Here is a 23,841-nt window from a genome sequence, read left to right as displayed (position 1 = left end):
CCACGATGCGTTCTCTTACACGGCTGTTGCTGGCCCTGTTGCTCTGCGTTCCGCTCGGCATGATCGCGATGCCCGACCAGTGGGCCCACGCCCAGCCGCAGGACGGTCCGGGCGAACCCTCGGGGTCCATCAGGATCTCCCTGTTGGACATCCCCGCGGACCGGGTTGATGACCCGCGGGCGAACTCCTACATCGTCGACAACATCCCCCCGGGGGAGTCGATCGCGCGGCGGGTGCAGGTGACCAACGACACCGGCGCCCCCGCGACGTTGGACGTCTACGCGGGACCGGCCGAGATCCGGGACGGCAACTTCGTCCCCACCCCACGGGGTGAGACCAGTCCTCTCACCTCGTGGGTGGGGCTGAGCGCGGACGAGGTGACCCTGGAGAACGGTCAGTCCGCCGAGGTGCTCGTGACCATCACGGTCCCCGACGACGCCCCCGAGGTCGAGCAGTACGGAGCGATATGGGTGTCGACCAAGCCGGCTGCGGCCGACGCCGAGCAACAGATCCAACAGGTGTCGCGGGTCGGGGTGCGGCTCTACGTGTCGGTCGGCGAGGGCAACGGTCCCCCGTCGGACTTCCGGATCGACGGGCTCACCCCGCAGCGCGACGCAGAGGGGAACGCCGCCGTGGCGGTGAGGGTGCAGAACGTCGGCGGGCGGGCCGTCGACATCTCGGGCACCCTCGCACTCGGCGACGGGCCGGGGGGCCTGACAGCGCAGGCGGTGTCCGCCAGCACCCTCACCGTCTCCCCCGGTGACGACGGAGAAGTGCTGTTCATGATCCCGTCCAGCGCCGAGTTCCCCGCAGGCCCATGGCAGGCCACCGCAGACCTCCAGAGCGGATGGTCGCAGCACTCCTTCAGCTCAGAGATCACGTTCCCCGATCAAGGCGTAGGTGAGACGCACGGCGGCGATGACGGGTGGTCGCCCGCTCTGTGGGGCGCGCTGGGCGCGGGGCTGCTCGCGGCGCTCCTGCTGGCGCTGGTGTTCCTCCGCCGCCGCTCCCCGGAGGACCGCGTGCAGCCCGTCGAGAAGCACTGATGGTCGAGGAGGTGCCCGTGCGACACGGTCTGCCCGTTCGACACCGTCCGCCCGCCGCGCTGTCGTTCGCTGCGGCGCCTCTCGCGGCGGCGGCCCTCGTCGTCGTCGTCGGACAGGGGGTCACATCGACCGCCGCCCCGGCGGACACCACCACCCTGTCCTTCGAGGTGGTCGGCGCGATGAGCGGCGACCTGCACATCGCCGTGGCCCCGGACGGGGGCCTGGTCCTCCCGCTCGGTGGGGGCGCCACCGACGCGGTACTGGCCGATGCCGCGGTCATCGACAGCAGGGGTGGTGGATCCCGCGACTGGGCCGCGTCCGTCGCCGCCACCGGTCTCGACGACGCGGTGACCCTCTCCTACAAGGTCGTCGCCCCCACCGATCCCGGCACCGGCACGGTGACCAACCGGATGCCCGACTGGACGACGGTGAGGGGCCCTCGGGACGCCGTGGTGGTCGGCGCGATCAGCCGCCCTTCCGCCGCGTGGAGCTGGACGCCACACCTCAGGGTGGATCGTGCGGTCGGTGGCGTCGGGTCGATCGGTCCGACCTCCGCGATCCGCAGCGCGTTGGTCACCTCGGCGTTGTGACGCATCGACGATGAGGACCATCAGCACGTGTCGCGCCGCGGTCATGGCCCTCATCGCCGCGTTCCTCGTCACCGTCCTGCCCGCGCCCGCGGTCGCGCAGTCGTGGACGACACCCGGTGAGAGCCCGGGCACGATCGCGATAGGCCTGCGGGGAGCACCGACGGAGCCTGGAGACGATCCGAGGGCCCGGCGGTACATCGTGGATCACCTGCGGGCGGGCGCCACGACCACCCGACGTCTCGAGGTCAGCAACAACACCGACTCCCCGCAGCGGATCGAGGTCTATCCCGGCCCGGCCGCGCTGCAGGGCGGGAGCTTCCTCCCCGCAGCGCCCGGGCACACGAGTGCCCTGACCCGGTGGATCCGCGTCGACCGACCGGTCCTGCACCTGCAGCCCGGGGCGTCGGCCGAGGTGATCGCCACGATCTCCGTGCCCGCCGAGGCCCCGGATGCCGAGCAGTACGGGGTGATCTGGGCGTCCCACACCTCCGCGGCCCCGGGCGGGAGCGCGACCGGGCCGGGTACTGGTTCGGTGGGCTCGGCCGGGTCGGTGGGCTCGGTGGGCTCGGCGGTCGGGTCGCTCGGCTCGGCCGGGTCCTCCGGTGGCGGTTCGGGCTCGCACGAGGTCGGTCTCGACAAGATCTCCCGCGTCGGGGTCCGCGTCTACCTCTCCACCGGCGCGGGGGACGCCCCCGGGTCGGGTTTCGAGATCGCCGATCTCCGGCCTGCCTGGACCGCGCTCGGAGTGGCCGCCGTCCTCGCGACCGTGTCCAACACGGGACAACGGGCAGTGGACGTCGCCGGAACCCTCGACCTCACCGGCGGGCCCGGCGGGTTGTCGTCCCCTCCGATCGCAGCTGAGCCCGTCACGATCGCTCCCGGGGAGACGGCCGAGGTCCGATTCCCGCTGTCGGCGGACCTGCCGGTCCCCGCCGGTGTGTGGAATGCGACCGTCGCTCTGGCGAGCGGTGCCGAGAAGCAGACGCGAGCGCAGGACATCGCTATCTCCCCGCCTGACAACGGAGCCGCCTCGGACGAGTCGACCAGCGCCGCCTCCGCGACTGTCCGCCCCCTGGGGGCCGGTGTGGCACTCGTGAGCCTCCTCGCGGCGCTGCTCCTCTGGTTCCTCGTCCACAGACGCCGGGAGAGCGGTCGTGCGTAGGGGAAGACCCTGACGACCCGGACGGGCGCGCTGCACGGGTACCCCGATCTTTCCCCGGATTTCCGCTCAGCCCCGTGTGCCTGGCGCACGGCCGCGGCTAGGTTGACCCCGACGTCAGTCGAGTCGCCTCGCCCGCACACCGTGAATTGAGACGCCATGAACGAGCAGTTCCCCTACCGGCCCGACAAGTCCTCGGACGCCGGACGGGACCGACCTCCGGCGCCCACGGACCAGTTCGCCCCCATCCAGCGGTTCCCCCCTGAGCAGTTCCCGACCGAGAGGTTCCCCACCGAGCAGCTCCCCACCCGCCCGGCCGCCGGGCCCGTCGAACCACTGGCGCACGAGGGCGGTCTGCCCTACGGCACCACGCCCGCCGCGCCGTACCGCCCGGAGCAGGACTTCGTCCCCCAGCATCTGGCCGCGCCCCCGGCCTTCGGCAACGGCCCCTACGGTCCCGGGCAGTACCGGCCGTACCTGCCCCAGCACCTCATGCCGCAGCCTTACCCGATGCAGCCGTACCCGATGCAGCAGACCGTGTTCGTCGCCAACGGCGGCGGCAGGCGCGTCAACCACGTGCTGCACCTGATCCTGACCATCCTCACGTTCGGCCTGTGGCTCCCGGTGTGGGCGGTGCTCGCGATAGCCAATTCCTAGGCGTCGCTCTGGGCGGTCAGCCCGGCTGTCATACATCGCCCGACACGGTTATCATCGCCGAATGACGATCAATGCCGGAGTCGCGCGCGCAGGGACAACCGGGTGCGGGTCAGAGGCGGAGCCAGAAACGACCCCCGGCTCGGGACCCGGGCTCGATGCCGCTGCCGCCCTGTTCCACAGCCTGTCCGACGGAACCCGGCTGGCCATCATCCGCCGGCTCGCCCGCGGTGAGACCCGCGTGGCCGATCTGGTGGCCGAGCTCGGGCTGGCTCAGTCCACGGTGTCCGCCCACGTCGCCTGCCTGCGGGACTGCGGGCTCGTGGAGGGGCGACCGCAGGGCCGGCAGGTGTTCTATTCGCTCACCCGTCCAGAGCTGATGGACCTGCTGGCCTCGGCCGAGACGCTCCTCGCCGCGACCGGGTCAGCGGTCGCGCTGTGCCCCAACCACTTCTCATGAGCGACGCGTGCGGGTGCGGCCCCGATGAACCGCTACCCGGGGAGCACGAGGACCGCGGTCCGGAGAAGCTGTGGCAGGTCACCGAGATCCGCGCCGCGGCCATCGCCGGCCTCCTGCTGCTGGCGGGACTGATCCTCGGCTGGACGGCCGGCCCTCACGCGGCCGGGCTCGCGCTGTACGTGCTCGCACTGCTGGTGGCCGGTTACACCTTCGTCCCTTCGACCCTGAGGCGGCTCGTGCGCGGCAGGATCGGCGTGGGCACCCTCATGACCATCGCGGCCGCCGGTGCGGTGATCCTCGGGCAGGTCGAGGAGGCCGCCATGCTGGCGTTCCTCTTCGCGATCAGTGAGGGACTCGAGGAGTATTCGGTCGCGCGCACCCGCCGCGGCCTGCGCTCTCTGTTGTCGCTGGTGCCGTCGACCGCCACCGTCGTACGCGGCGGGCGCGAGCACCGCGTCGAGCCCGACGACCTCCGTCTGGACGAGGTGATGATCGTCCGACCGGGCGAGCGGATCGCCACCGACGGCACCATCCGCGCCGGCCGCACCGCCTTGGACAACTCTGCGATCACCGGCGAGTCGGTACCGGTCGAGGCCGGTCCGGGGGACGAGGTGTACGCGGGGTCGATCAACGGCAGCGGCGCCCTGGAGGTCACGGTCACCGCGGAGGCGCGGGACAACTCGCTGGCCAGAATCGTCCGGATCGTGGAGGCCGAACAGTCCCGCAAGGGCGAGGCCCAGCGGCTGGCCGACACCGTCGCCAGGCCCCTGGTCCCGGGCATCCTCGTGGCCGCCGCGCTGATCGCCGTGGTGGGCGGCCTGCTCGGCGACCCGCAGGTGTGGATCGAACGGGCCCTGGTCGTCCTGGTGGCGGCCTCTCCGTGCGCTCTGGCGATCTCTGTGCCCGTCACCGTGTACGCCGCCGTGGGTGCGGCCAGCCGGTTCGGCGTGCTGGTCAAGGGGGGCGCCGCTCTGGAGGCCCTCGGCCGCATCCGCGGAATCGCCCTGGACAAGACCGGCACCCTGACCCGCAACAGTCCGACCGTCGTCGAGATCGCGGCCGCGGACGGGGTCTCCGGGGCGGAGGTCCTGGCGGTGGCGGCCGCGCTGGAGGCCCGCAGCGAACACCCGCTGGCCGCGGCGATTCTGGACGCGGCCGGACACGACGTCCCCGCGGCCCGGGACGTCACCGCCGTCACCGGCGCCGGCCTGACCGGACTGCTCGACGGGCGGACCGTCCGGTTGGGTCGGCCCGGGTGGATCAAGCCCAGCCCCCTGGCGTCGGACGTCGAACGGATGCAGCACGCCGGCGCGACGGCCGTGCTGGTCGAGCGCGAGGGCGTGGTGCTGGGGGCGATCGCGGTCCGCGACGAACCGCGGCCCGAGGCCGCTGAGGTGGTCGCCGCGTTGCGCGGCGACGGCTACCGGGTGGCGATGCTCACCGGGGACAACGGCCGCACCGCCCGCGCGCTGGCGGCCGAGGTGGGGATCGACGACGTCCACGCGGACCTGCGGCCGGAGGACAAGGCCCGCATCATCGCCCGGCTCCGCGCGGAGAGGCCGACGGCGATGGTCGGCGACGGCGTCAACGACGCCCCTGCCCTGGCGACCGCAGACCTGGGAATCGCGATGGGGGCGATGGGCAACGACGTCGCGATCGAGACAGCCGACGTGGCCCTCCTGGGCGAGGACCTGCGGCACCTACCCCGGGCGCTGCAGCACGCCCGCCGCTCCCGCCGGATCATGCTGCAGAACATCGGGCTCTCGCTGGCGATCATCATCGGGCTGGTGCCGTTGGCTCTGGCCGGCGTCCTGGGGTTGGCCGCGGTCGTGCTGGTGCACGAGCTCGCGGAGATCCTGGTGATCGCCAACGGTGTCCGCGCCGGACGCACGCGGCGCCGGCTCAACACCGGTGGAGTGACTGGACCCGCACCTCGAGCTCGGTGCCGACCGGCACCGTGGCACCCAGCGCGTCCCGCAGGATCGACTGGATATCGCGCACGCACTGCCGCACCGGACGTGACCGGTCCAGGCTCACCTCCACGGTGACCCTGCTCCCGTCGCGGTCGACGTGGAGACCGAAGTGACTCGTCCCGGCGTCGGCCCGCCGGATCCGGGCGTCGAGCGCCCTGAGTGAGGTGCCGATCCCGGGTTCGATCCCGTTGACCCCGGGCACGGCCACCACCAGGTCGATCAACTCCGCTGCTGTCGGCTCAGTTCTCATGGAGATCCTCGATGTGGATGTCGACCGCCAGGTCGACGATGTCGAATTCTCGGGCGCATGCGCCACGTACCGCCTCTCGGACGACGTCGGCCCGAGCGGGCAGGTCCGGCGTCGTGATCGCGAGCGAGACGCGGCAGGCGATGCGGCGGGGTGCACCGCGGGTACCCCACCCTTCGCCCGGTTCGTGGTCGACGGTGGTCCGCAGACTCACCACTCCGGGGACATCGTCCACGGTGTCGCGGATCAGGGTGCGCAGCGCGAGCTCGGTCAGGGTGTAGGGACCGATGTCAGTGGGAGGCATCTGCACCCGCGCGCCGTGTCGGGCATCGGCCCTGACCGCCTCCGCCAGGGCCGACCTGGCCCGTCGGGACAGCTGTACGGAGTCGTCGCCCCGGCTCTCGAGCTCGTCCCAGTCCCGGTGGAGGGCGCTGATCTGATCGAGATACAGCCTGGTGGCCACGTCGTCGTCGGGTCCACCGGGTCGGGAGGGTCCGTCCATGGTGTTCACCGCCATTCCTTCATATATTCGATCACGTGCGTGCGGGCACGCGCGAGGCGGCCCCGCGCGGTGGACTCGGTGATGTCGAGCGCGGCCGCGACCTCCCGATAGGACATGCCGTCGATCTCGCGCAGTGTCCAGCAGGACCGCAGATCCGGGTCCATCGTGCCGAGCACCCGGGCCAGCGCCTGCATCTGCGCGTTGACCTCTGTGGTCCGGGCGGGGTCGGACCGGGGGCCGTCGTCGCGATGGATCTGCAGGACCTCGGGCGGCTGGGCGTCGGTCGAGCGCCGGGCCCGGCGGCGGGCGATGTCCGTGGCCCGCCGGGAACAGATCTGGGACAGCCAGCTTCGCACCGCGTCCGGGTCGTCCAGGAGGTGCAGCCGCTTCCACGCCGTCAGCAGGGTCTCCTGGACCACGTCCTCGCTGTCCTGCCGGTCCCCCAGGACCAGGTAGGCGATGCGGAACAGGCGACCCTGATGGCGGTCGATCAGCACGTCGAAGGCGTCCGGGTCGCCGTCCTGGGCGCGGAGCACCAGGGTGCGGTCGGGGTACTCCCCCGGCGGGGAGGGCGGGGGGTTCATGCCGCCTCGGAGACCAGTTCCCCGCCCGCGCCCTGCTGGCGCACGGCCACGCGGTCGGATCGGGACGACGACCTCGGGGTGTTCACGCGCACCAGCAGGTCGACCGACCGCGGTGCGGTTCCCAGCGCCGTCTCCGGGTCGGTGGCGAGCACCCGGCGGGCCTCCTCCACGGCCCACTCGACCTGGGCCTCCTCGGAGACCGTCACCTCGGCCAGGACCCGCAGGGAGGTCGTGGAGCCGAACACCCGTACGGCCGCCTCCTCGACGCCGGGGACGCTCTCCACCCTCTCGGCGAGTGCCCGCTCCAGGACCTGCGGCTCGAGAGAGGCCAGGACCGTGCCGTCGGCGTCGTGGAGTCGCAGTGTCGTGTGTGCCGGGGCACTGGGGATCTGAGCGAGCAGCAGCCCCAGTCCGGCGAGCACCGCGAGGACGGATGCGACGGTGGCGGCCGGCAGTGCCCACCCACGGTGCTCCTGCGCCAGAGTGGACACCGTCGAGTCGGTCGGCGCCATCAGGCCGGCGAGCGGCGAGCCCGCGGGGATGAGGGCGAAGGAGACCGCGACCAGCCACGCCGCGACGGCCAGGATCAGCAGACCCGCCACCGTCAACGCGATGCGATTGCGGGTTCCGGAAAGGCTACGCATGATGTCTCGTCCTCTCAGCTTCTGCGATGGGTGCGCACTCGGGGGCGTGACGGGCCGGTGGGGCGGAGTTCGGCGAGCGCCTGCTCCACGGCGGCGGTCGCGCCACGGGTCACCGGGGCGGGGTCGTCGACCACGGTCTCCACGGCCACGTCGACCCGGCGCCCACGGACGGCGACGCTCGCACTGTGCACACCGTCGACGTTCTCGGTGCGCCGCTGGAGGCGGCGGGCGAGGTCGCGGCGGGAGATGGCGGTCTCACCGGGGACGTCGTCCCCGAGGACCAGGACGCGCGACGGGCGCCCCGGGACCAGCGCCGGCAGCAGCAGGGCGAGCCCCACCGCGGCCACCACGGCGGCGGCGATGCGCATGGTGGTCGATTCCATGCCCGTCCCCGCGATCGTCTCCACCGTCCCGGACGCCGCCGAGGGCCAGGTGCCGTCGACCAGATAGGTCACCAGCAGCCAGGTCCCCAGGCCACCTAAGGCCAGGAGTCCCACGGCGAGCAGTCCCACCGGGACGGCGCGCGCAGGTCGTCTGATCAGTCCGCTGCGTGCACTCATCGCAGTGCTCCTCTCGTCGCGATCCCGGGGTTGAGCCACGAGATCTCGATGTCCAACCGGCCCACCTGGAGTCCGGTGAGCTCGCCGACCCGCTCGCGGACGTACGCGCGAAGGCCGCGGCAGGTGTCGGCGAGGTCGACCGGGAACGCGACGCCCACGTCGAGCCGGAGCGCGGCGACGGTTCCGTAGAGGTCGCAGGTCGCCGACGGGCGCGAGCCGAAGTCCCGGCGGGCACCCACCCCCAACAGCCCTCCGGCGGCGCCGCCCACGTGGGTGTACTCGGAGGCGACCTGTTCGGCGATGCGTTCCACGACGGAGGCGGGGATCGTGGTGAGTCCCCGCTGCTCGACCGGATCGGCGGCGGCTCCGCGATCGGCGAGGTCAGTCTGCGCGGTGGTCACGGCTCACCGCCTCCGGCGGTCGGTGAGGCCCTTGATCTCGACGCGCCCCTCCATGGCCAGACCCACGGCCACACCGATCACGCCGAAGATCAGCACTATGAGGAACTGGCCGATCGAGCCGAACGCGGCGACGGCGCCGAGGAACAACCCCACCAGAAGTGTGAGATGGGTGGTCTTCATGAGAACTCCTCGCTCAGGGTGTGCGGGGGCGGGCCGGGAGACCCGCCCCCGCGGTGCAGCAGTGGTCGATGGGGTGGTGGATCAGCGCAGTTCGCTGCTGCGTCCGCTGTCGGAGCTGGTGCGGACGTCGTCGCCGTCGTCATCCTGGGGCAGGTGGACGTCGGTGACGTTGACGTTGACCTCGACGACCTCGAGGCCGGTGGTGGCTTCCACCTGTTCGATGATGTTGCGGCGGATGGCGTTGCCCACGTCGACGATCGAGGCGCCGTAGTCCACGACGACGGTGACGTCGACCGCGGTCTGCGTCTCACCCTTCTCGACGCTGATCCCGCCGGTGACGTTGGTCTGGGCGTTGGGGATGCGATCGGTCACCACGGAGAACGCCCGGCGGGCGGCGTTGCCCATGTCGTAGACGCCCGGGACCTCACGCGCGGCCATGCCGGCGATCTTGGCCACCACGGTGTCGTCGAGGGTGGTCACCCCGCGGGACGTCTGGAGCGGTCCGCGCGCGGGCTGCTTCTCGACGGCCTTGTCCTGCGCTTCCGCCTGCGCGGCCTGCGCGGCCTCGGCGGCCTGCTGCTCGCGCGTCTGCTCACGGCCGGTCTTGGGAATGGCGTTCGACATGATTCCTCCTCGCGGGAAGGTCCGGCACCGGGCCGGGCCTTCGATGAACAACTACACAACTAAGACGTCACGGGCCGCCGGATCGTCACGAGAGATCCCGAACTTTTTTTTCCGGCCCCCGATCAGGCGGGAGATGCGCTGGTCGCGGGCGCCGAGAGCCGGGTGGACGAGCCTGCGTGGATGAGCCGGTCGGCCGATGTTTGCGGCCGAGCCGTCGCGGCTCTAGTCCGTGATCCCGGGCAGACGATCGATCCGCACGCGCAGGGCCCGCTCGGGCTGTCTCAATCCGAACTCCGTGCGGCCCTGTCGACCGGTCCGGACGCGGCGGCCACTGCGTGCACGGTGGCCGGGTCGGGAAAGGCGGCCAGAGGACAGCGACACCGGGGCCCGCAGGAGCACGGCGGTCACCGCCACGATGAGGGCGAACACCGTCACGGTGAACACTGCGGGCGCCATCCAGCCACTGCGCGCCTGGAGCACCGCACCGGCCGCCATCTCCGCTGACGCCACGACTCCGCCCGTGGACGCACCGAGCGGGACCATGCCGGGCGCCAGGGCGACGGAGACCGCGCCGGTGGCGAGTACCGCGATGCCCGCGAGCCTGAGCCTGCGGCCGGGGCCGGGGCAGGTGCGCGGTCCGGGGAGAGAACTCATGTGCGTTCTCCTTTCAGCGTCTGCCCCTGATTCGGAGACCTGCACCACACGGATGGGGGCGCTCGACCCCGACCCCGACCGCGAGCGCGAACCGCGCGGCGACGTGACCGTGCGATGAGCGAACCAGGTGGCCCCCCTACCACCGAGGGCGTCCGGGGACTATGGTCATCCGCGTCCACCACGGATCCGCATCCTCAGTGGAAACGCGGTCGAGCACCGCGGACATGCAGTCGAGCCGGAAGAGGAGTTCCATGGCCACCTCCACCATGCCGCCCCAGGTACTGGGGCAGCGGATGCAGTTGACGACCCTCGAGTTGGGGGTCGGCGCAGCGCTCGCCGCGGTGGCGGTTCTCGGGGTGACGCTCTTCGCGGTGTCGAGTGAATCCACCCAGTCCTCCCAGGGCGCGGACCGGAACGCCCCCACCTCGGTGGTCAGTCAGGTCCCCTGAGGGCTGCCGCCCTCCGGCCCAGGTAGCGGCGCTCGGGCAGCGACGTCGCCTCCTGCGCCGCCAGGCCGTAGAGCTCGGCGGCCACGGCCCGGTCCCCCGCCAATTGGTGCAGGTAGGCCTCGGCCGCGGTGCGCCGGGGCAGCGACCGCGGCACCTGCTCGAGCGCGGCCAACCCCTCGCGCGGCCCCTCGGCGTGCCCCACCGCCACCGCGCGGTTCAGCCGGGCGACCGGGCTGTCGTCCAGCGCGAGCAGCTCGTCATACCACTCGACCACCTGCGCCCAGTCGGTCCCGGCGGCGGACGGCGCGTCGGCGTGGAGGGCGGCGATCGCGGCCTGCGCCTGGTACTCCCCCAGCTGGTCGCGGGCCAGCGCCGCCTGCAGGATCTCCACGCCCTCCGCGATCGCGCGGGTATCCCATCGGCTGCGGTCCTGCCGGGCCAGCGGGATCAGCTCGCCGTCGTCGTCCCTCCGGGCGGCCCGGCGGGCGTGGTGCAGCAGCATCAACGCGAGCAACCCCCGCACCTCGGGATGGTCGATCGACGCCGACAGTTGCCGGGTCAGCCGAAGGGCCTCCTCGGCCAGGTCCACCTCGCCGGTGTAGCCCTCGTTGAACACCAGGTACAGGACCCGCAGCACGGTGGCCACGTCCCCGGGCCGGTCCAGCCGCTCGCCGGCGATCGTGCGTTTGGCGCGACTGATGCGCTGCGCCATCGTGGCCTCGGGGACCAGGAACGCCCGCGCGATCTGCCGCGTGGTCAGTCCACCCACCGCGCGCAGCGTCAGCGCCACCGCCGACGCGATGGGCAGCGACGGGTGGGCGCACAGGAAGTACAACCAGAGGGTGTCGTCGACCTCGCCCCCCGGTCCCTCCCCTGCCGCGGGGTCGGCGCCCGAACCAGCGGAGGAGAGCGACGACGACGAGCTCACCACCTGCTCGGCCGCCGCCAGTTCCTCGCGACGCCGACGGGCGGCCTCCGAGCGCGCGGCGTCCAGGAACCTGCGCCACGCCACGGCGATCAGCCAGCCGCGGGGGTTGCGGGGCGGGTCGTCCGGCCAGGTGCGTACGGCCTCGAGGAGCGCGTCCTGCACCGCGTCCTCGGCCGCCGCGAAGTCCGCCCCGCGGCGGACGAGCACGCCGATCACCTGCGGGGTCAGCTCGCGCAGTTCCGGACCGACCATGGTGGGATCGATCCTCCTACGCCGGGCGCGCGGTCGGTGGCGATGAACTGCATTTACCCGCAATGACTTTACAAACGAGGAGCATATGTCTAATACTCTCCGGCAGCTGACGTGAGCTGATTCACGCAGAGCGCTCAATGGAGAGCACCGACGAGGGGGCGACGTGGCAACCACCGAGAAGAACCGCATCGACGAGGGACTGTTCGGCCCGGGTTCCGTGGCGTGGAAGGTCTGGACGTTCCCGGCGTCCGCGCTGCAGGGTTTCGCGCGGGCCGTGACGATCGAGCACCTGGATCCGGACCTCACGGCCGCGGTCGACGAGACCGGCCAGGTGATCCAGCGGACCCCACTGCGCTACGACCGCACGATGGAGTACTTCTCCGCCGTGCTCTTCGCGGACACCCCGACGGTCATCAAGATGTCGGACATCCTCATGAAGGTCCACTCGCGCGCCTACGGGATCAACAAGGTCACCGGCAACGAGTACGACTCCAACAACCCGGACTCGCAGCTGTGGATCCACATGACCGCGTGGCACTCGATCCTCTACTGCTACGAGGTGTTCGGGCCCGGCAGGCTCAGCCGCGACGAGGAGAACCAGTACTGGCGCCAGTGCGCGATCGCCGCCGAGGTCCAGCCGATCCGGCAGGAGGACGTGCCCCGCACCCGGGGTGAGGTGCAGAAGTACTTCGACGACTGGCGGGACAGGCTTGCGGCGTCGGAGGCGGCGATCTCCAACGTCGACCACATCCTCAACGGCTTCGAGACCATCGAGCCGAATCTGCCGGCGTTCGTCAAGAAGGCCGGGCGGCCGCTCCTGCGCGCGAGCATCATCGCCACCTACCCGCAGTGGATGCGCCCGATGCTCGGCGTGAAGCAGTCCCGGGCGGTGGACAGCGCGTCGATCGCCCTGTGGCGGGCGTTCTACAAGGCCACGCACGGCAAGCCCGATGTGATGATGTCGATCGTCGAGCGGATCTGCCCGCGGGCCGTCCGCTACATCGAGCCCGCGGTCCGCGGCATCCCGGCCGACAGCCCGCGGACGCACTCTCCGTCGTGGGCCCGCGAACGCTACGGTGATCCGCGCACCCCGCTCGAGCAGTACGCCGACATCAAGGCCGCCCGCGCGCAGGGTGCAGCCGAGCAGCCGTATGAGCACAACCACACCGAGCCGGTCATCGAGTTCAAGAAGGCGGACCAGAACCCGGTGGCCGTCTGAAGGGACTGGTCAGGTGGTCCGCGGGTTGCCCTTCTGCAGGCGGTCGATGTGCTCCGAGGCCTCGGCCTTGGTCAGGTTCGCGCTGAGCTCCTCGCCGGCCTCTCGCGCGAGGGTGTCGAGGTAGCTCTTCTGCGCGGCCGTCATGGGTTCGTCGCCGGTCACCCAGTCCTCGGGGTCCCGCTGCACCGAGGTGTCACCGGATCCCGGGGTCTCGGGAACGGGTGCGCCGAGGGTTTCCTCGGAGGTGTCGGGGGTCGGGTCCTGCTGGGGGGTGGTCATCCCCGCACGGTACGCCCGGAGTGGGGACCGGACCACCGCCGTGGCGCCCGGAGCGGGGGCCGGACCACCGCCCGGGCGCCCGGCGCCGCTCAGCCCTCGAACTGCGGCGGCGCCTCCAGGAACGGCCGCAGCTCCAACCATTCGTGGATCGGTTCGCCGCCCGCCCCCGGGGCCGCGGACAGCTCGCCCGCGAGCTCGAGGGCCCGCTCGTAGGTGGCGGTCTCGATGATCATCCAGCCGGCGATGAGGTCCTTGGTCTCGGGGAACGGGCCGTCGGTCAGCGGCGGGCGACCCTCGCCGTCGTACCGCACCCACGTCCCCGACTCCGACAGTGCGTTGGCGTCGACGAACTCGCCGGACTCCTCCAACCGGGCGGCGAAGTCGTTCATGTACTGGATGTGGGCGGAGACCTCCTCGGGCGTCCACTCGGTCATGGGCACATTGTTGGGCGGTTCCGGTGCGCCCCGGTAGTGCTTGAGCAACAGGTACTTGGCCATGGTGGTCCTCCTCGTACTGTGCGACCCAGTGTGGTCGCTGCACTAGGAGGACGAAGCCGGATCCGGGTTCTCGACAGGGTTCTCGCGACAGGGGTGGACGTCATTGACCACCACGAGCCGGCGGGGGCGCGCGTGCCCTACGCGGCACCCCCTTCGAGCTTCTCGGCCACGGCGACGGCGTCGATGTCCGGGGGGACCGTGATCAGCAGGTGGGCTCCGTGGAGTTCGCCCCGGACCCGGACGGCGGAGAGCAGCTCGGTGTCGACCCTGGTCACCAGCCGCGCGTTCTCGCCCGCGTGGGAGGCGTCGGCCGTCAGCCTCCGCACCACTGCGGCTCCGTCGCTGTCCAGGGTCACCCCGATCGCGCCGGCCGCGTCCTGATCGACCGCCTCGACGCCCACGTGGTCGAAACCTGACGGATCGACCAGGACGTTCTCGCCGTGGATCGACACACACTGCGAGTCCCAGTCCCGCGGGCAGGTCTCGAAGACCGCCATCTCCAACGCGGCCCCGGGCGTCTCCGAGGAGCCGGGCGCGCTCGTGGACTCCGCCTCGTCTCCGGCGCCGCCTGCGTTCATGCATGCCGCTGTGGTCAACAGGACAGGAGCCAACGCCGCGAGGATTCGCATGGGGCCGGACCCTACCCGATGTTTACCCCGATAGGTTGCCTCAGCCGAGCGTCCGTCAGCAGGGACTCGGACGTCGCCTGATGCACGGCGCCTACTCCTTCCCGGTGACCCGATCCGCGCCCGCCGGCTCGCGAGTTCGTCGCGATTTCCGCCGCGGGAAAGCCCGCGGGAGTAAATGTTCACGGGTGAACACAACCTCCCCTCCCGGCCGCGGGACGGCCACCCCTCATGTCCCCGTGGAGCAACGAGTGCTGGGCGTCGACCGGCGGCAATTGCTCCCCGCTGCCGTCGTCCTGTCCATCGGTCTGGTGTGGAGCGTGGGCCTGCCCTGGCTCGACAGGTCCGTCTCCTGGGACGACCCGATCGCGGCAGGCGACATCGTCGACCTGGGCGAGGGCGTGCGCTTCACCCCGCCCGTCGGATGGGACCTCACCAAGGGGGTCAGGGTCGGGGACGAACCGGCCAGCGGCCCGCCGGGATCGGGGACCACGGCCACCGTCACCGACGGGGGCACCACCATCTCCGCCACCCAGGGGGTGTTCGCCGGGGACGTCGACGCACTGCTGACGGAGGCCGAGAAGAACCTCTCGGTCCACGAGAGGGGTGTACGGGTGTTCGGTGCCCGGCAGTCCGTGACCACCGACAGCGGCCTGGTCGGCACCAGCGAGCCGTTCACCTCGCCCTCGGGGGACGGTGTCCTGGCCGCGTTCGTCCTCCCGCCCGCCGCCGAGAAGCCCGCAGACGGTCGCTCGGACCACGCCGCCGCCTCGACCCCGACCGCTGTCACCTTCACCGCCCGTTCCCAGGCCGGCCAGTTCACCGCCGACGCCGCCGATGTCGAGGCCGCCCTGCTCAGCCTCACCTCTGGAGGCCCGCGATGAGCACCACCACAGTCCAACCGGGCAGCGACACGGCTCCCGATCCGTCCCTGGTCGCCGCCCGGGAGCGCGCGCTCGCGGAATCCGGCTGGGGCCGGGACTTCCGTCTGGTCCAGCCGCGGAACCCGTCGTTCTGGGTGTTCCTCCTGGGCGTGATCGCCGGGGTGGCCACCGCCGCGCAGATCGCCTCGCAGGCCGTCGCGCTCTACCCGGTGGCGGTCGCGGCCGGTGTCCTCGCCTTCACGCTCTACGGGGTGGTGTGGTGGGTGTTCCTCCGCCTCCACGACGGTGCCGTCCCCCGGCCCGTGACGCTGGTGGCCACGGCGTTCGTCTGGGGCGGCACCGCGGGCACGTTCTGGATGGCCGTCCACGCCAACGACGCCCTGCTCTCGCTGTACGGCAAGCTCTTCGGCACCGCGTGGTCCTCGGCCTGGGGCGCCGCGTTCGCCGCGCCTGTCATCGAGGAGTTCGCCAAGGCCACCGCGCTGGTGCTTCTCATCGGGTTGGCCGCGCACCTGGTGCGCAGCCCCTACGACGGGTTCGTAATCGGTGCCTTCGCAGGCCTGGGGTTCCAGGTGGCCGAGGACATGCTCTACACCGCGCAGACCTCGGCGGTGAACTTCGGCTCCGAGCAGCTCCATTCGGCGATCGAGACGATCCTGCTCCGCGGCGCGCTGGGCGTGGTGTCCCACACCCTGTTCTCGGCGCTGTTCTGCGCGGGCCTCGTCTGGTTCCTCGGCCGGCCCCGTGCTGAGCGCAATCGCGCGCTCGGGGCGGGGCTGATGCTCACGGCGATGGTCTTCCACTTCCTCTGGGACGCCGCCGATGCCATCGGCAACTCGGTGTTCGGCAGCACCGCCTTCGCCGCGCTCGTGATGGGGGTGGTGATCGTCGTGGCGCTGGTGCTGGTGCGCGTGGTCGCCCGCCGGGCCTCGCGCGTGCCGCGCGGATGGCTGCGGGACGTGCTGGCCCCCGAGGTCGAGCAGGGTGTGGTGACCGGGGCCGAGGTCGCCGCGGTGGCCGGTGATCGCGGAGCCCGGCGGGGATACCTGCGCAGTACCCCGAACGGGCGGCGGCGGGCCAGGCACCTGCTCGCGGCGGTGCGGGACCTCGCGGCCGCGATCGCCGCCGGTCAGGAGGTCGAGACGGCCCGGGCCGAGGTCGAGCGGCTGCGGTCGGACGGGTGAGGCGGGACGGGAGGGGCCGGACGGGAGAGGCGGGACGGGTCACGCCCTGAGCAGAACAGATCGATGACGACGACGAGCCTCGCGGATCCGACCATCGAAGCCCACTGCGGATCGGGCCCACGGGCGGACAATAGCGGCGTGACCACGATCGAGGCCGAGACCTACCGCCGCGAGATCCTCGGCTACTGCTACCGCTATTTCGGGTGCATCGCGGAGGCCGAGGACGCGACGCAGGAGACGGTGCTGCGCGCCTGGAAGGCCCGCGACGGCGCCGCGTTTGATGGACGCTCCTCGCTGCGGACGTGGCTGTACTCCATCGCCACCAACGTCTGCCTGGACATGACGCGCGCGCCGCAGCGGCGCAGCCTCCCGACCGACCTCAGCGCACCCGGGAGCGTGCCCGAGGACCCCACCACGTTGTCCACCAGGCCCGAGCAGGTGTGGATCGGCCCGGCGAGCGACGCCCACCCGGGCATCGACCCGGCCGCCACCGCCCTGACCCGCGAATCGGTCCGGCTCGCCTTTGTGGCCGCGCTGCAGTTCCTGCCACCCCGCCAACGGGTCGTGCTGATCCTCCGCGACGTGCTGGTCCTCTCGGCGGCCGAGTGCGCGGACCTGCTCGACATGTCCGTGGCGTCGGTCAATTCCGCGCTCGCCCGGGCCCGCAGGACCTTGGCCCGGCACGGGGCCACGCTCCCGACCGACACGCCGCCGACCGACACCACGAGCGGCACCACGAGCGACACCCCGGTCTACGACACCCGGTTACTCGAGCAGTACGTCGACGCCTTCGAGGCCTACGACGTGGATCGTCTGGTCACCCTGCTCACCGAGGACGCGGAGTTCACCATGCCGCCGTTCGACCTCTGGCTCCGCGGCCCCGCGCAGATTGAGCACTGGTGGCGCGGCCCCGGCCAGGTGTGCCGCAACTCGCGAACCATCGTCACCTCCGCCAACGGGCGTCCGGCCGTCGCGGTCTACCACGAGGCCGGCGCGGCCCGCTGGGAGCCGTTCGCGATCCACGTCCTGGAGTCCCGCGACGGCCGCATCTCGTCCCTCACCCACTTCATCGGTGCGGGCCACTTCGCCGAGTTCGGGCTGCCCGCACACCTGCCGCACACAGATTCCCCCGCCGGACCGACCAGTTTCGTCGGCTCGGACCGTCTACCTCTGTGAAGGACGTTCCTTCAGGCCCCGGGCACCCGCTCGACCGGGCCCCCCTAGCCCCCGCAGGAGGGACCCTCATGACCCGCAAGATCACGGCACACATGTTCTCCACGCTCAACGGTGTGGTGGAGCACCCGGACCGCTGGCAGTTCGACTCCTTCGGCCCCGACGAGATGCAGGGCATGGCCGAGATGACGGCCGCGACCACGGACCTGGTGCTGGGCCGCACGCTCTGGCAGGAGTGGTCCGGATACTGGCCCGGCGCGCAGGACCCGTTCGCGGACTGGGTCAACCCGGTCCGCAAGCACGTGCTCACCTCCACCCTGACGGGCGAGCTGGCGTGGAACAGCGTCATCATCACCGGTGATGCGGCCGGCTACCTCGAGCGGCTTCGGCAGAAGCCGGGCGGCGACATCGCGATCGCGGGCGGGGTGGAGACCACTCGGAGGCTGGTGCTGGCCGGCCTGGTGGACGAGCTCACGCTGACCATCCACCCGGTGATCACCGGGGAGGGCCGCAGGCTCTTCGACGACTCCGTCCCCACGACGCGCATGGATTTGCTGAACTCGATCCAGACCCGGGCGGGGAACATCATCGCGACCTACGCCCTGCGCCCCGGCAGCACGGCCGCCTGACACGACCCCCACGACCCACACGACCGTCACCCGCGACTCATCACCCCGCCCCCTTTGATCAGAGAAGAATCCGATGTCCTTCCAGGCGTACCTCGACACCATCGAGACCAAGACCGGCCTCACGCCGCGGCAGCTCGTCGACCAGGCCACCGACCGCGGCTTCGGCCCCGGGACCAAGGCCGGACCGATCCTGGAGTGGTTGAAGACCGACTACGGCCTCGGCCGCGGACACGGTATGGCGCTGGTCCACGTGATCACCAAGGGACCTCAAATCAGCTCGAAGCACGTCGACTCGACCGGCTCCCACGCCGATGCGACCGACATGCTCTGGCTCGACGGGGCGGCCACCAACCCGAATCGCTGATCAGCGGCGCTCTCCCGCGAACAGTCGCGCCCGGCTACCGGCTACCGGCTACCGAGGGTCGTTTCCTCGGAGGGCATCCGGCAACCCGCCCTCGTCCAGACCCGACCACTCCACGTAGTCGGCCCACGCGCGGTCGAAGGGCGTCTGCTCGGCGCGGGTGTCTGGTGGCTGGAGAGGAGGCGCAAGCCTGCCGCATCTGGCTCGTATCGGTCGGAACATTGGAACCCCCGGGCGTGTGTGTGAAGAAATTATCACGGATTTTGCCTCCGCAACCCGTGCGCACTGGTGTAACGCGCAGCAACATGCGACTCCGGCCGCTTATGTTCGTATTCGCTGGAGACGTCGTCTCGGATGGCCCGGTCCTGTGCGGACCGGGGTAGCGTCCGACACCATGCAGCCCTCGCCGGACCCCGCAGCCGAGACGTCACCCGACCAGCGCGAAGTCGTCCTCGAGCGCCACGACGAGGTCGCCGTGATCCGGCTCAACAGCCCGGATCGGCTCAACGCGGCGACAAAGCAGAACCTCATCGATCTCGTCGTCGCCCTCGACGCCTGCGACGCCGACGACGACATCCGTGCCGTGGTCCTCACCGGCACCGGGCGGGCGTTCTGCGCAGGGGCCGACCTCTCCGGCGGGGGCGACACGTTCGCCGTCGATCCGGGCCGGGACACCGGTCACGCCCCGCCGGACACGGGGGGCCTGGTCTCGCTGCGCATCTTCCGGATGACCAAGCCGATCATCTCGGCGATCAACGGCTCGGCCGCGGGCGTCGGGGTGACCATGACCCTGCCCACGGACGTGCGCATCGCGGCGGACCACGCGAAGTTCGGATTCGTGTTCACGCGACGTGGGCTGGTGCCGGAGGCGTGTTCGTCGTGGTTCCTGCCCCGGGTGGTGGGCATCTCCACCGGCGTCGAGTGGACCGTCGGCGGTAGGACCGTCCTCGCCGACGAGGCCCTGGAGCGCAGCCTGGTGCGTGAGCTGCTGCCGGCCGCCGAGGTCCTCCCCCGCGCCATCGAGATCGCCCGCGAGATGACCCGCGGCACCGCCCCGGTGTCGGCGGCACTGACGCGTCAGCTCATGTGGCGGATGCTCGGTGCTCCCGACCCCGAGATGGCCCACCGCGCTGAGTCGATCGGCATCTACACCCGCGGCGGTTCCGCCGACGTCCGCGCCGGCGTCTCCGCGTTCCTCGCCAAGGAGGAGCCGGTCTTCCCGGACCGGGTCTCGGACGGCCTGCCCGACCTCTTCACCTGATCACCCCACCACCCCACCACGGATCGGACTCCCCATGACCTCTGTCGACCTCACCGGTCGCGTCGCGATCGTCACCGGATCGACCTCCGGCCTCGGCGCCCGATTCGCTCACGTGTTGGCGGACGCGGGCGCGACGGTCGTCGTGACCGGGCGCCGCACCGAGAGGATCGCGGAGGTCGTGGAGGAGATCGGCCGACGCGGAGGCACTGCGCACGGCGTTCGGCTCGACGTGGCCGATCCGGCCTCCGTCGAGTCCTGTCTCACCGAGGTGACCGAGCGGTTCGGCGTTCCCGGGATCCTGGTCAACAACGCCGGCATCCCCGATGCGCAGCGCGCGCACAAGATGCCCCTCGAACTCGTGGACGCGGTACTCGACACCAACATCCGTGGACCGTGGCTCATGGCGACCGGGGTGGCCCGCCGTTTGATCACGGCAGAATTGCCGGGCCGGATCGTCAACATCTCCTCCATGGCCGCGTACCACTACGCGGGCAACGGGGCCGCGCTCTACGCCACCACCAAGGCGGCGCTCAGTCGGATGACCGAAGCCCTGGCCGTGGAGTGGGCGCGCGATCTCATCAACGTCAACGCCATCGCGCCGGGGGTCTTCGAGTCGGAGATGACCGACGGGATGCTCGCGCGGGTCGGCGACATCGCGCCCGGGTTCCCGCGCAGGAGGCTCGGCGTCCCCGAACAGCTCGATTCCACGCTGCTCTACCTCGTCTCCGACGCGTCGGAGGCGGTCACCGGGACCGTCATCAAGATCGACGACGGGCAGCTCCCCCGCTGAACCGGCCGCGCACCGGTCACCGAGCAGCTCCGGATGCGTACTCCGACGCCAACTGCAGCAGTGCGTCGTGATCCTCTCCCAGGAGGTCGACGGGCGGGCGCTGGCCGGGCAGGCCGACCGACGCCAGGGTCCACCAGGCGGTCGCAGCGTCCGGATGGCGACCGGCGTCCAGCACCCGGTTGATCGCGCAGATGATGTTGTCCGGGTCGCGCGGATCGAAGTGGTCCAGCTGGAATCGCGGGTACACCCATCTCCGGTCGCCCCGGAGCGCGATCAGGCGTCCGTCCCGCGCAAACGCCCGCAGTGCGTCGGCGGCGGTGGAGTCGGACAACACCCCGCGTCGCGCGAGGGCCTCAGCCGCTTCGACCGAGCACATCAGAGGCACCTGCATCGCGGCACCCCGCGGGAGTGAGACCGCACCGGCACGGGCGCGACGAGCGGCAGGGGCGCTGCCTGCGGGACGTGGTGCCGCGGGGCCCCGAACCAGGTCGGCATCCGGAGCCCGGACGGACTTCACGGCCCTGTCGATCTGCCCGGCGACCCGGCCGAACGCGCTGCGACGATGCACTTCCCTCAGGACCACGTCCGAGAAGACCTGGTCGTCGAGTTCCCTCAACGCGCGATTCGCTCTGTCCCCGGGCGCGACGGACCTGTGGGACAACGGTCGATTCCGAGAAGTCATTGGCGACCACCCCGCCTTCTGGGGACAAACTCTAGACCGTCCGGGCGAGTGCGGCGAGGGACTCGGGCCCGACGACCCGGGCGTCACCCGGATCAGGCCGCGGTGCGACGCCACCAGTCGCTGATCGCGGTGGCCAACTCCTCAGGGGTCTCCACCGGCAGCATGTGCCCTGTCTCGGGGATCTCCACGTAGGTCACTCGCTGGGCGTCCGAGCTGTCGCCCCCGGCACCGTTTCCCTCAGCCCACCTGCGCTGTTCCCCGGTGGGCACCACCTGGTCATGGGACGCTCCCACGATCAGGACCGGGCAGGGCGCCTGCGCGGGGAAGGCACTGCGGTCCGGTCGCGCACCCAATGCCACAGAGTGGGCCGCGAACCGCGCCGGCCCGTACCCGCGCGCCGCGCGCAGTCGCTCGGCCCGCACCTGCGGGTCGTGGCCGCGATCGCCGAAGTACACCGCCTCCATGCCGTCGAGGGCAATCTCCTCGTACTCCTCTGGACCCAGGTCCGCCGCTCGGGCGGCGCGCGCCGCGGCTGCCTCCGGGTCCTCGGTGCCCACGGGCGCGGTGACCAGGACGAGTCCGGCCAACAGTGACGGGTGACGCTCGGCGAGGTGCATGGCCACCACGCCGCCGAGGGAATGTCCGACGACGACGCTGCCCGTCGCGATCTGCCGGGCCACCTCGTCGACGAGCGTGTCGAGGTCTGGCTCGGCCGGCAGGTCCAGGGCAGTGGCGGGCAGGTCGTCAGGCAGGGCACGCACGGTCGGCTCCCATGTTTTCGCGTCGCCATGGAGGCCGGGCAGGAACACGACTGTCGTCATGGCGGCGACCCTACGCGTCACGGCCGCCCTCGCCGGTCGACTCTCGACCAGTCCGGCTTTACTAACACGACTGTACTACCATAGCGGCGTGCCCAAACTAATTGATCGTGCGCGACGTGAGCGTGAACTCTCCGAGGCGGTATGGCGGGTCGTATTGCGCGACGGTGTAGCGGCGGTGTCGGTACGAACCGTCGCAGCGGAAGCCGGGTTGTCCGCGGGATCGCTCCGCCACGTCTTCCCCACGCAGGCCGAATTGCTCGAGGTCGCGCTCGAACTCGTCCAGGAGAATGTTCGCGAGCGTGTGCTCGTGATCCCGAACTCGGTCACCGGGCTGGACAGAGCACTGCGGATCGCCGCAGAGCTCCTCCCCCTGGACTCCACCCGCGCGGCCGAACTGCAGGTCCAGCTCTCACTGGTCACGCTGGCCTTCACCCAGCAACAACTGCGACGAGTCCGGGACGAGGCAGACCTCGCGGTGCGGCTGGCATGCCGGCAGATGATCGAGTTCGCCGCAGGCCCCGAACTGCCACCGCCACCCTGGTTGGAGCGGGAGACTCAGGTGTTCCACGCTCTCCTGGACGGCCTGGCCGTACACCTGTTGCACGGCCCGCATCTGATCAGCCCCGACGCCGCCCTGACCGTGGTCCGCGACCACCTCCAAGGACTGAGCCCGGCCTCGGCGTCTGCCGACAGAGGACCCTCATGACCGATCCACGTAGGCCTTTCCGACGGCGCGAGTGGCTTTTCCCGCTGACCCTGCTCCTCGTCGCAGCAGGACTCTGGTGGAGCGTCCTCAAGCTCTCCTACGTGGTTTTCGGTTCCGGTTACGGACACCAGCTGGCCCACGCCGTTCGCGCGGTCAGCATCTTCGTGCTGGTACTCCTCGCGCTGGCCGTTCTGGTTCGCCACCATCCGGCCGCCCGACGCTACGGGCTCATCCCAGACCGCCGCAGCCTGCGGCACGTGCTCGCGGGGGCTGCCGCGTACGTGGTGCCCATGGCGGGGATCGGGGCAGTGATCCTCGCCCTCGGCCTTGCGCGGGTCGACCTCTCCCACGGGGTGCCGGCGGCGGCCGGCCAGCTCCTCACCGTGCTGGTGTTGGTTCTCCTCTACGAGGCGATCCCGGAGGAGCTCATTTTCCGTGGTTATCTCTTCGGGTTTCTGGCCGAACGCTGGCCGACCTGGGCGACGGTCGCGACGCAGTCGCTCGCGTTCTGCGTCTGGGGCTTTCTCATCGGGGCTGCCCGCACCCCGGACCGGCTACTGCTCTTCTTCCTGATGTCGATGAGCGTCGGCGTCATCCGCGCGGTCTCCGGCAGCGTGTACACGGCGATCGGCTTCCACATGGCGTTTCAGACGGCCACCCAACCCCTGCTGGGCGGACACTGGGACGCGCTCGCGCTCGACGACCCAGATCTCTGGTTCACCGACCTGGCACTCGGCCTCGGTCCGATGCTCCTGGGCCCTCTCCTGGTCGTGCTGATCTATCGGTCGGTGGTTCGTACCCCGCCGCGCTGATCCCCCGGGC

At 71.2% G+C, this 23,841-nt stretch carries 31 protein-coding genes; 17 read left to right on the top strand and 14 right to left on the bottom strand.

What is annotated here, in order from left to right; genetic code table 11:
* Positions 1 to 5: 5 nt before the first annotated feature.
* From ABIE38_RS13255 to ABIE38_RS13230, 6 genes are all read left to right on the top strand, one after another.
* Positions 6 to 1,046: a hypothetical protein gene (locus ABIE38_RS13255; protein WP_354056994.1), complete on the top strand. Its 1,041-nt coding sequence runs from the start codon at positions 6 to 8 to the stop codon at positions 1,044 to 1,046.
* On the top strand, positions 1,046 to 1,636 hold the full coding sequence (locus ABIE38_RS13250) for a hypothetical protein (RefSeq protein ID WP_354056992.1): 591 nt from the start codon (positions 1,046 to 1,048) through the stop codon (positions 1,634 to 1,636). The genes ABIE38_RS13255 and ABIE38_RS13250 overlap by 1 nt, the downstream gene beginning before the upstream one ends.
* 10 nt (positions 1,637 to 1,646) lie before the next feature.
* On the top strand, positions 1,647 to 2,798 hold the full coding sequence (locus ABIE38_RS13245; RefSeq protein WP_354056990.1) for a hypothetical protein: 1,152 nt from the start codon (positions 1,647 to 1,649) through the stop codon (positions 2,796 to 2,798).
* A 156-nt stretch (positions 2,799 to 2,954) separates the two neighbouring features.
* Positions 2,955 to 3,452 carry a hypothetical protein gene (locus ABIE38_RS13240; RefSeq protein ID WP_354056988.1) on the top strand — a complete coding sequence of 166 codons (498 nt, stop codon included), beginning with the start codon at positions 2,955 to 2,957 and terminating at the stop codon, positions 3,450 to 3,452.
* Positions 3,453 to 3,513: 61 nt separating this feature from the next.
* Complete coding sequence (locus ABIE38_RS13235) at positions 3,514 to 3,909, top strand: ArsR/SmtB family transcription factor (protein ID WP_354056986.1); 396 nt, start codon at positions 3,514 to 3,516, stop codon at positions 3,907 to 3,909.
* Positions 3,906 to 5,957, top strand: coding sequence for a heavy metal translocating P-type ATPase (locus ABIE38_RS13230; protein ID WP_354056984.1), 2,052 nt, complete (start codon positions 3,906 to 3,908; stop codon positions 5,955 to 5,957). Before ABIE38_RS13235 ends, ABIE38_RS13230 begins: the two co-directional genes overlap by 4 nt.
* A gap of 164 nt (positions 5,958 to 6,121) precedes the next feature.
* Here the strand turns inward: ABIE38_RS13230 and ABIE38_RS13225 are convergent, their stop codons facing one another.
* The 8 genes from ABIE38_RS13225 to ABIE38_RS13190 form a co-directional block, all read right to left on the bottom strand.
* Complete coding sequence (locus ABIE38_RS13225; RefSeq protein WP_354056982.1) at positions 6,122 to 6,646, bottom strand: hypothetical protein; 525 nt, start codon at positions 6,644 to 6,646, stop codon at positions 6,122 to 6,124.
* Positions 6,637 to 7,215 (bottom strand): RNA polymerase sigma factor, encoded by a 579-nt coding sequence (locus tag ABIE38_RS13220; protein ID WP_354056980.1) that lies wholly within the window; start codon positions 7,213 to 7,215, stop codon positions 6,637 to 6,639. The genes ABIE38_RS13225 and ABIE38_RS13220 overlap by 10 nt, the downstream gene beginning before the upstream one ends.
* Entirely contained in the window at positions 7,212 to 7,859 is a 648-nt protein-coding gene (locus ABIE38_RS13215; protein WP_354056978.1) for a hypothetical protein, read from the bottom strand. Before ABIE38_RS13215 ends, ABIE38_RS13220 begins: the two co-directional genes overlap by 4 nt.
* Before the next feature lie 14 nt (positions 7,860 to 7,873).
* On the bottom strand, positions 7,874 to 8,419 hold the full coding sequence (locus ABIE38_RS13210; RefSeq protein WP_354056976.1) for a DUF6286 domain-containing protein: 546 nt from the start codon (positions 8,417 to 8,419) through the stop codon (positions 7,874 to 7,876).
* Positions 8,416 to 8,820, bottom strand: coding sequence for an Asp23/Gls24 family envelope stress response protein (locus tag ABIE38_RS13205; protein WP_354056974.1), 405 nt, complete (start codon positions 8,818 to 8,820; stop codon positions 8,416 to 8,418). Before ABIE38_RS13205 ends, ABIE38_RS13210 begins: the two co-directional genes overlap by 4 nt.
* 3 nt (positions 8,821 to 8,823) lie before the next feature.
* On the bottom strand, positions 8,824 to 9,000 hold the full coding sequence (locus tag ABIE38_RS13200) for a hypothetical protein (protein WP_162845654.1): 177 nt from the start codon (positions 8,998 to 9,000) through the stop codon (positions 8,824 to 8,826).
* 81 nt (positions 9,001 to 9,081) lie between these two features.
* Positions 9,082 to 9,624, bottom strand: coding sequence for an Asp23/Gls24 family envelope stress response protein (locus ABIE38_RS13195; RefSeq protein ID WP_354056972.1), 543 nt, complete (start codon positions 9,622 to 9,624; stop codon positions 9,082 to 9,084).
* Positions 9,625 to 9,846: 222 nt separating this feature from the next.
* A complete protein-coding gene (locus tag ABIE38_RS13190) occupies positions 9,847 to 10,278 on the bottom strand; it encodes a hypothetical protein (RefSeq protein ID WP_354056970.1) in 432 nt (143 codons plus the stop codon).
* A 251-nt stretch (positions 10,279 to 10,529) separates the two neighbouring features.
* Between ABIE38_RS13190 and ABIE38_RS13185 the strand changes: the two genes are divergently transcribed.
* Positions 10,530 to 10,727 (top strand): hypothetical protein, encoded by a 198-nt coding sequence (locus tag ABIE38_RS13185; RefSeq protein WP_354056968.1) that lies wholly within the window; start codon positions 10,530 to 10,532, stop codon positions 10,725 to 10,727.
* Here the strand turns inward: ABIE38_RS13185 and ABIE38_RS13180 are convergent.
* On the bottom strand, positions 10,711 to 11,907 hold the full coding sequence (locus tag ABIE38_RS13180) for an RNA polymerase sigma factor (RefSeq protein ID WP_354056966.1): 1,197 nt from the start codon (positions 11,905 to 11,907) through the stop codon (positions 10,711 to 10,713). The two genes, ABIE38_RS13185 and ABIE38_RS13180, sit on opposite strands and share 17 nt — an antisense overlap.
* Positions 11,908 to 12,070: 163 nt before the next feature.
* On the opposite strand from ABIE38_RS13180, the gene ABIE38_RS13175 reads away from it, so the two are divergent.
* Positions 12,071 to 13,126: an oxygenase MpaB family protein gene (locus ABIE38_RS13175; protein WP_354056964.1), complete on the top strand. Its 1,056-nt coding sequence runs from the start codon at positions 12,071 to 12,073 to the stop codon at positions 13,124 to 13,126.
* A gap of 9 nt (positions 13,127 to 13,135) precedes the next feature.
* On the opposite strand, the gene ABIE38_RS13170 is transcribed toward ABIE38_RS13175, so the two are convergent.
* The 3 genes from ABIE38_RS13170 to ABIE38_RS13160 all read right to left on the bottom strand — a co-directional run bounded on the left by ABIE38_RS13170 (position 13,136) and on the right by ABIE38_RS13160 (position 14,531).
* The gene (locus tag ABIE38_RS13170; protein ID WP_354056962.1) at positions 13,136 to 13,405 is read right to left on the bottom strand and encodes a DUF3072 domain-containing protein; all 270 of its coding nucleotides are present in this window, start codon (positions 13,403 to 13,405) and stop codon (positions 13,136 to 13,138) included.
* Between the two features lie 89 nt (positions 13,406 to 13,494).
* The gene (locus ABIE38_RS13165) at positions 13,495 to 13,902 is read right to left on the bottom strand and encodes a YciI family protein (RefSeq protein ID WP_354056960.1); all 408 of its coding nucleotides are present in this window, start codon (positions 13,900 to 13,902) and stop codon (positions 13,495 to 13,497) included.
* Between the two features lie 137 nt (positions 13,903 to 14,039).
* Entirely contained in the window at positions 14,040 to 14,531 is a 492-nt protein-coding gene (locus ABIE38_RS13160; protein ID WP_354056958.1) for a hypothetical protein, read from the bottom strand.
* 185 nt (positions 14,532 to 14,716) lie between these two features.
* Between ABIE38_RS13160 and ABIE38_RS13155 the strand changes: the two genes are divergently transcribed.
* From ABIE38_RS13155 to ABIE38_RS13125, 7 genes are all read left to right on the top strand, one after another.
* On the top strand, positions 14,717 to 15,412 hold the full coding sequence (locus ABIE38_RS13155; protein ID WP_354056956.1) for a hypothetical protein: 696 nt from the start codon (positions 14,717 to 14,719) through the stop codon (positions 15,410 to 15,412).
* The gene (locus tag ABIE38_RS13150; protein ID WP_354056954.1) at positions 15,409 to 16,596 is read left to right on the top strand and encodes a PrsW family intramembrane metalloprotease; all 1,188 of its coding nucleotides are present in this window, start codon (positions 15,409 to 15,411) and stop codon (positions 16,594 to 16,596) included. Before ABIE38_RS13155 ends, ABIE38_RS13150 begins: the two co-directional genes overlap by 4 nt.
* A gap of 138 nt (positions 16,597 to 16,734) precedes the next feature.
* The gene (locus ABIE38_RS13145) at positions 16,735 to 17,772 is read left to right on the top strand and encodes a sigma-70 family RNA polymerase sigma factor (RefSeq protein WP_354056952.1); all 1,038 of its coding nucleotides are present in this window, start codon (positions 16,735 to 16,737) and stop codon (positions 17,770 to 17,772) included.
* A 68-nt stretch (positions 17,773 to 17,840) separates the two neighbouring features.
* Entirely contained in the window at positions 17,841 to 18,398 is a 558-nt protein-coding gene (locus ABIE38_RS13140) for a dihydrofolate reductase family protein (protein ID WP_354056950.1), read from the top strand.
* A 73-nt stretch (positions 18,399 to 18,471) separates the two neighbouring features.
* A complete protein-coding gene (locus tag ABIE38_RS13135; RefSeq protein ID WP_354056948.1) occupies positions 18,472 to 18,762 on the top strand; it encodes a DUF4287 domain-containing protein in 291 nt (96 codons plus the stop codon).
* Between the two features lie 391 nt (positions 18,763 to 19,153).
* Entirely contained in the window at positions 19,154 to 20,020 is an 867-nt protein-coding gene (locus ABIE38_RS13130; protein ID WP_354056946.1) for an enoyl-CoA hydratase-related protein, read from the top strand.
* Positions 20,021 to 20,054: 34 nt separating this feature from the next.
* A complete protein-coding gene (locus ABIE38_RS13125; RefSeq protein WP_354056944.1) occupies positions 20,055 to 20,810 on the top strand; it encodes an SDR family NAD(P)-dependent oxidoreductase in 756 nt (251 codons plus the stop codon).
* A gap of 16 nt (positions 20,811 to 20,826) precedes the next feature.
* Here the strand turns inward: ABIE38_RS13125 and ABIE38_RS13120 are convergent, their stop codons facing one another.
* Together ABIE38_RS13120 and ABIE38_RS13115 are read right to left on the bottom strand one after the other, a co-directional pair.
* Positions 20,827 to 21,201: a hypothetical protein gene (locus ABIE38_RS13120; RefSeq protein WP_354056942.1), complete on the bottom strand. Its 375-nt coding sequence runs from the start codon at positions 21,199 to 21,201 to the stop codon at positions 20,827 to 20,829.
* A gap of 383 nt (positions 21,202 to 21,584) precedes the next feature.
* On the bottom strand, positions 21,585 to 22,313 hold the full coding sequence (locus tag ABIE38_RS13115) for an alpha/beta fold hydrolase (protein ID WP_354056940.1): 729 nt from the start codon (positions 22,311 to 22,313) through the stop codon (positions 21,585 to 21,587).
* On the opposite strand from ABIE38_RS13115, the gene ABIE38_RS13110 reads away from it, so the two are divergent.
* Positions 22,312 to 23,019, top strand: coding sequence for a TetR/AcrR family transcriptional regulator (locus ABIE38_RS13110; RefSeq protein WP_354056938.1), 708 nt, complete (start codon positions 22,312 to 22,314; stop codon positions 23,017 to 23,019). The two genes, ABIE38_RS13115 and ABIE38_RS13110, sit on opposite strands and share 2 nt — an antisense overlap.
* Positions 23,016 to 23,831, top strand: a complete 816-nt coding sequence (locus tag ABIE38_RS13105) for a CPBP family intramembrane glutamic endopeptidase (protein WP_354056936.1) — start codon at positions 23,016 to 23,018, stop codon at positions 23,829 to 23,831. The genes ABIE38_RS13110 and ABIE38_RS13105 overlap by 4 nt, the downstream gene beginning before the upstream one ends.
* Positions 23,832 to 23,841: the final 10 nt, after the last annotated feature.

The sequence above is a fragment of the Dietzia sp. 2505 genome (assembly GCF_040546785.1).
Classification (GTDB): Bacteria; Actinomycetota; Actinomycetes; order Mycobacteriales; family Mycobacteriaceae; genus Dietzia.
Note: the sequence above shows the minus strand (reverse complement) of the source record. Positions and strands in the feature narration are given on the sequence as shown.

Coding starts and splice junctions, on each gene's coding strand:
- ABIE38_RS13240 (WP_354056988.1), top strand. CDS start 2,955: ATGAACGAGCAGTTCCCCTACCGGCCCGACAAGTCCTCGGACGCCGGA.
- ABIE38_RS13220 (WP_354056980.1), bottom strand. CDS start 7,215: ATGAACCCCCCGCCCTCCCCGCCGGGGGAGTACCCCGACCGCACCCTG.
- ABIE38_RS13180 (WP_354056966.1), bottom strand. CDS start 11,907: ATGGTCGGTCCGGAACTGCGCGAGCTGACCCCGCAGGTGATCGGCGTG.
- ABIE38_RS13110 (WP_354056938.1), top strand. CDS start 22,312: ATGGCGGCGACCCTACGCGTCACGGCCGCCCTCGCCGGTCGACTCTCG.
- ABIE38_RS13140 (WP_354056950.1), top strand. CDS start 17,841: ATGACCCGCAAGATCACGGCACACATGTTCTCCACGCTCAACGGTGTG.
- ABIE38_RS13105 (WP_354056936.1), top strand. CDS start 23,016: ATGACCGATCCACGTAGGCCTTTCCGACGGCGCGAGTGGCTTTTCCCG.
- ABIE38_RS13215 (WP_354056978.1), bottom strand. CDS start 7,859: ATGCGTAGCCTTTCCGGAACCCGCAATCGCATCGCGTTGACGGTGGCG.
- ABIE38_RS13195 (WP_354056972.1), bottom strand. CDS start 9,624: ATGTCGAACGCCATTCCCAAGACCGGCCGTGAGCAGACGCGCGAGCAG.
- ABIE38_RS13120 (WP_354056942.1), bottom strand. CDS start 21,201: ATGCAGGTGCCTCTGATGTGCTCGGTCGAAGCGGCTGAGGCCCTCGCG.
- ABIE38_RS13225 (WP_354056982.1), bottom strand. CDS start 6,646: ATGGCGGTGAACACCATGGACGGACCCTCCCGACCCGGTGGACCCGAC.
- ABIE38_RS13190 (WP_354056970.1), bottom strand. CDS start 10,278: ATGAGTTCTCTCCCCGGACCGCGCACCTGCCCCGGCCCCGGCCGCAGG.
- ABIE38_RS13170 (WP_354056962.1), bottom strand. CDS start 13,405: ATGACCACCCCCCAGCAGGACCCGACCCCCGACACCTCCGAGGAAACC.
- ABIE38_RS13165 (WP_354056960.1), bottom strand. CDS start 13,902: ATGGCCAAGTACCTGTTGCTCAAGCACTACCGGGGCGCACCGGAACCG.
- ABIE38_RS13135 (WP_354056948.1), top strand. CDS start 18,472: ATGTCCTTCCAGGCGTACCTCGACACCATCGAGACCAAGACCGGCCTC.
- ABIE38_RS13185 (WP_354056968.1), top strand. CDS start 10,530: ATGGCCACCTCCACCATGCCGCCCCAGGTACTGGGGCAGCGGATGCAG.
- ABIE38_RS13250 (WP_354056992.1), top strand. CDS start 1,046: ATGGTCGAGGAGGTGCCCGTGCGACACGGTCTGCCCGTTCGACACCGT.
- ABIE38_RS13210 (WP_354056976.1), bottom strand. CDS start 8,419: ATGAGTGCACGCAGCGGACTGATCAGACGACCTGCGCGCGCCGTCCCG.
- ABIE38_RS13150 (WP_354056954.1), top strand. CDS start 15,409: ATGAGCACCACCACAGTCCAACCGGGCAGCGACACGGCTCCCGATCCG.
- ABIE38_RS13245 (WP_354056990.1), top strand. CDS start 1,647: ATGAGGACCATCAGCACGTGTCGCGCCGCGGTCATGGCCCTCATCGCC.
- ABIE38_RS13230 (WP_354056984.1), top strand. CDS start 3,906: ATGAGCGACGCGTGCGGGTGCGGCCCCGATGAACCGCTACCCGGGGAG.
- ABIE38_RS13200 (WP_162845654.1), bottom strand. CDS start 9,000: ATGAAGACCACCCATCTCACACTTCTGGTGGGGTTGTTCCTCGGCGCC.
- ABIE38_RS13130 (WP_354056946.1), top strand. CDS start 19,154: ATGCAGCCCTCGCCGGACCCCGCAGCCGAGACGTCACCCGACCAGCGC.
- ABIE38_RS13235 (WP_354056986.1), top strand. CDS start 3,514: ATGACGATCAATGCCGGAGTCGCGCGCGCAGGGACAACCGGGTGCGGG.
- ABIE38_RS13125 (WP_354056944.1), top strand. CDS start 20,055: ATGACCTCTGTCGACCTCACCGGTCGCGTCGCGATCGTCACCGGATCG.
- ABIE38_RS13160 (WP_354056958.1), bottom strand. CDS start 14,531: ATGCGAATCCTCGCGGCGTTGGCTCCTGTCCTGTTGACCACAGCGGCA.
- ABIE38_RS13115 (WP_354056940.1), bottom strand. CDS start 22,313: ATGACGACAGTCGTGTTCCTGCCCGGCCTCCATGGCGACGCGAAAACA.
- ABIE38_RS13255 (WP_354056994.1), top strand. CDS start 6: ATGCGTTCTCTTACACGGCTGTTGCTGGCCCTGTTGCTCTGCGTTCCG.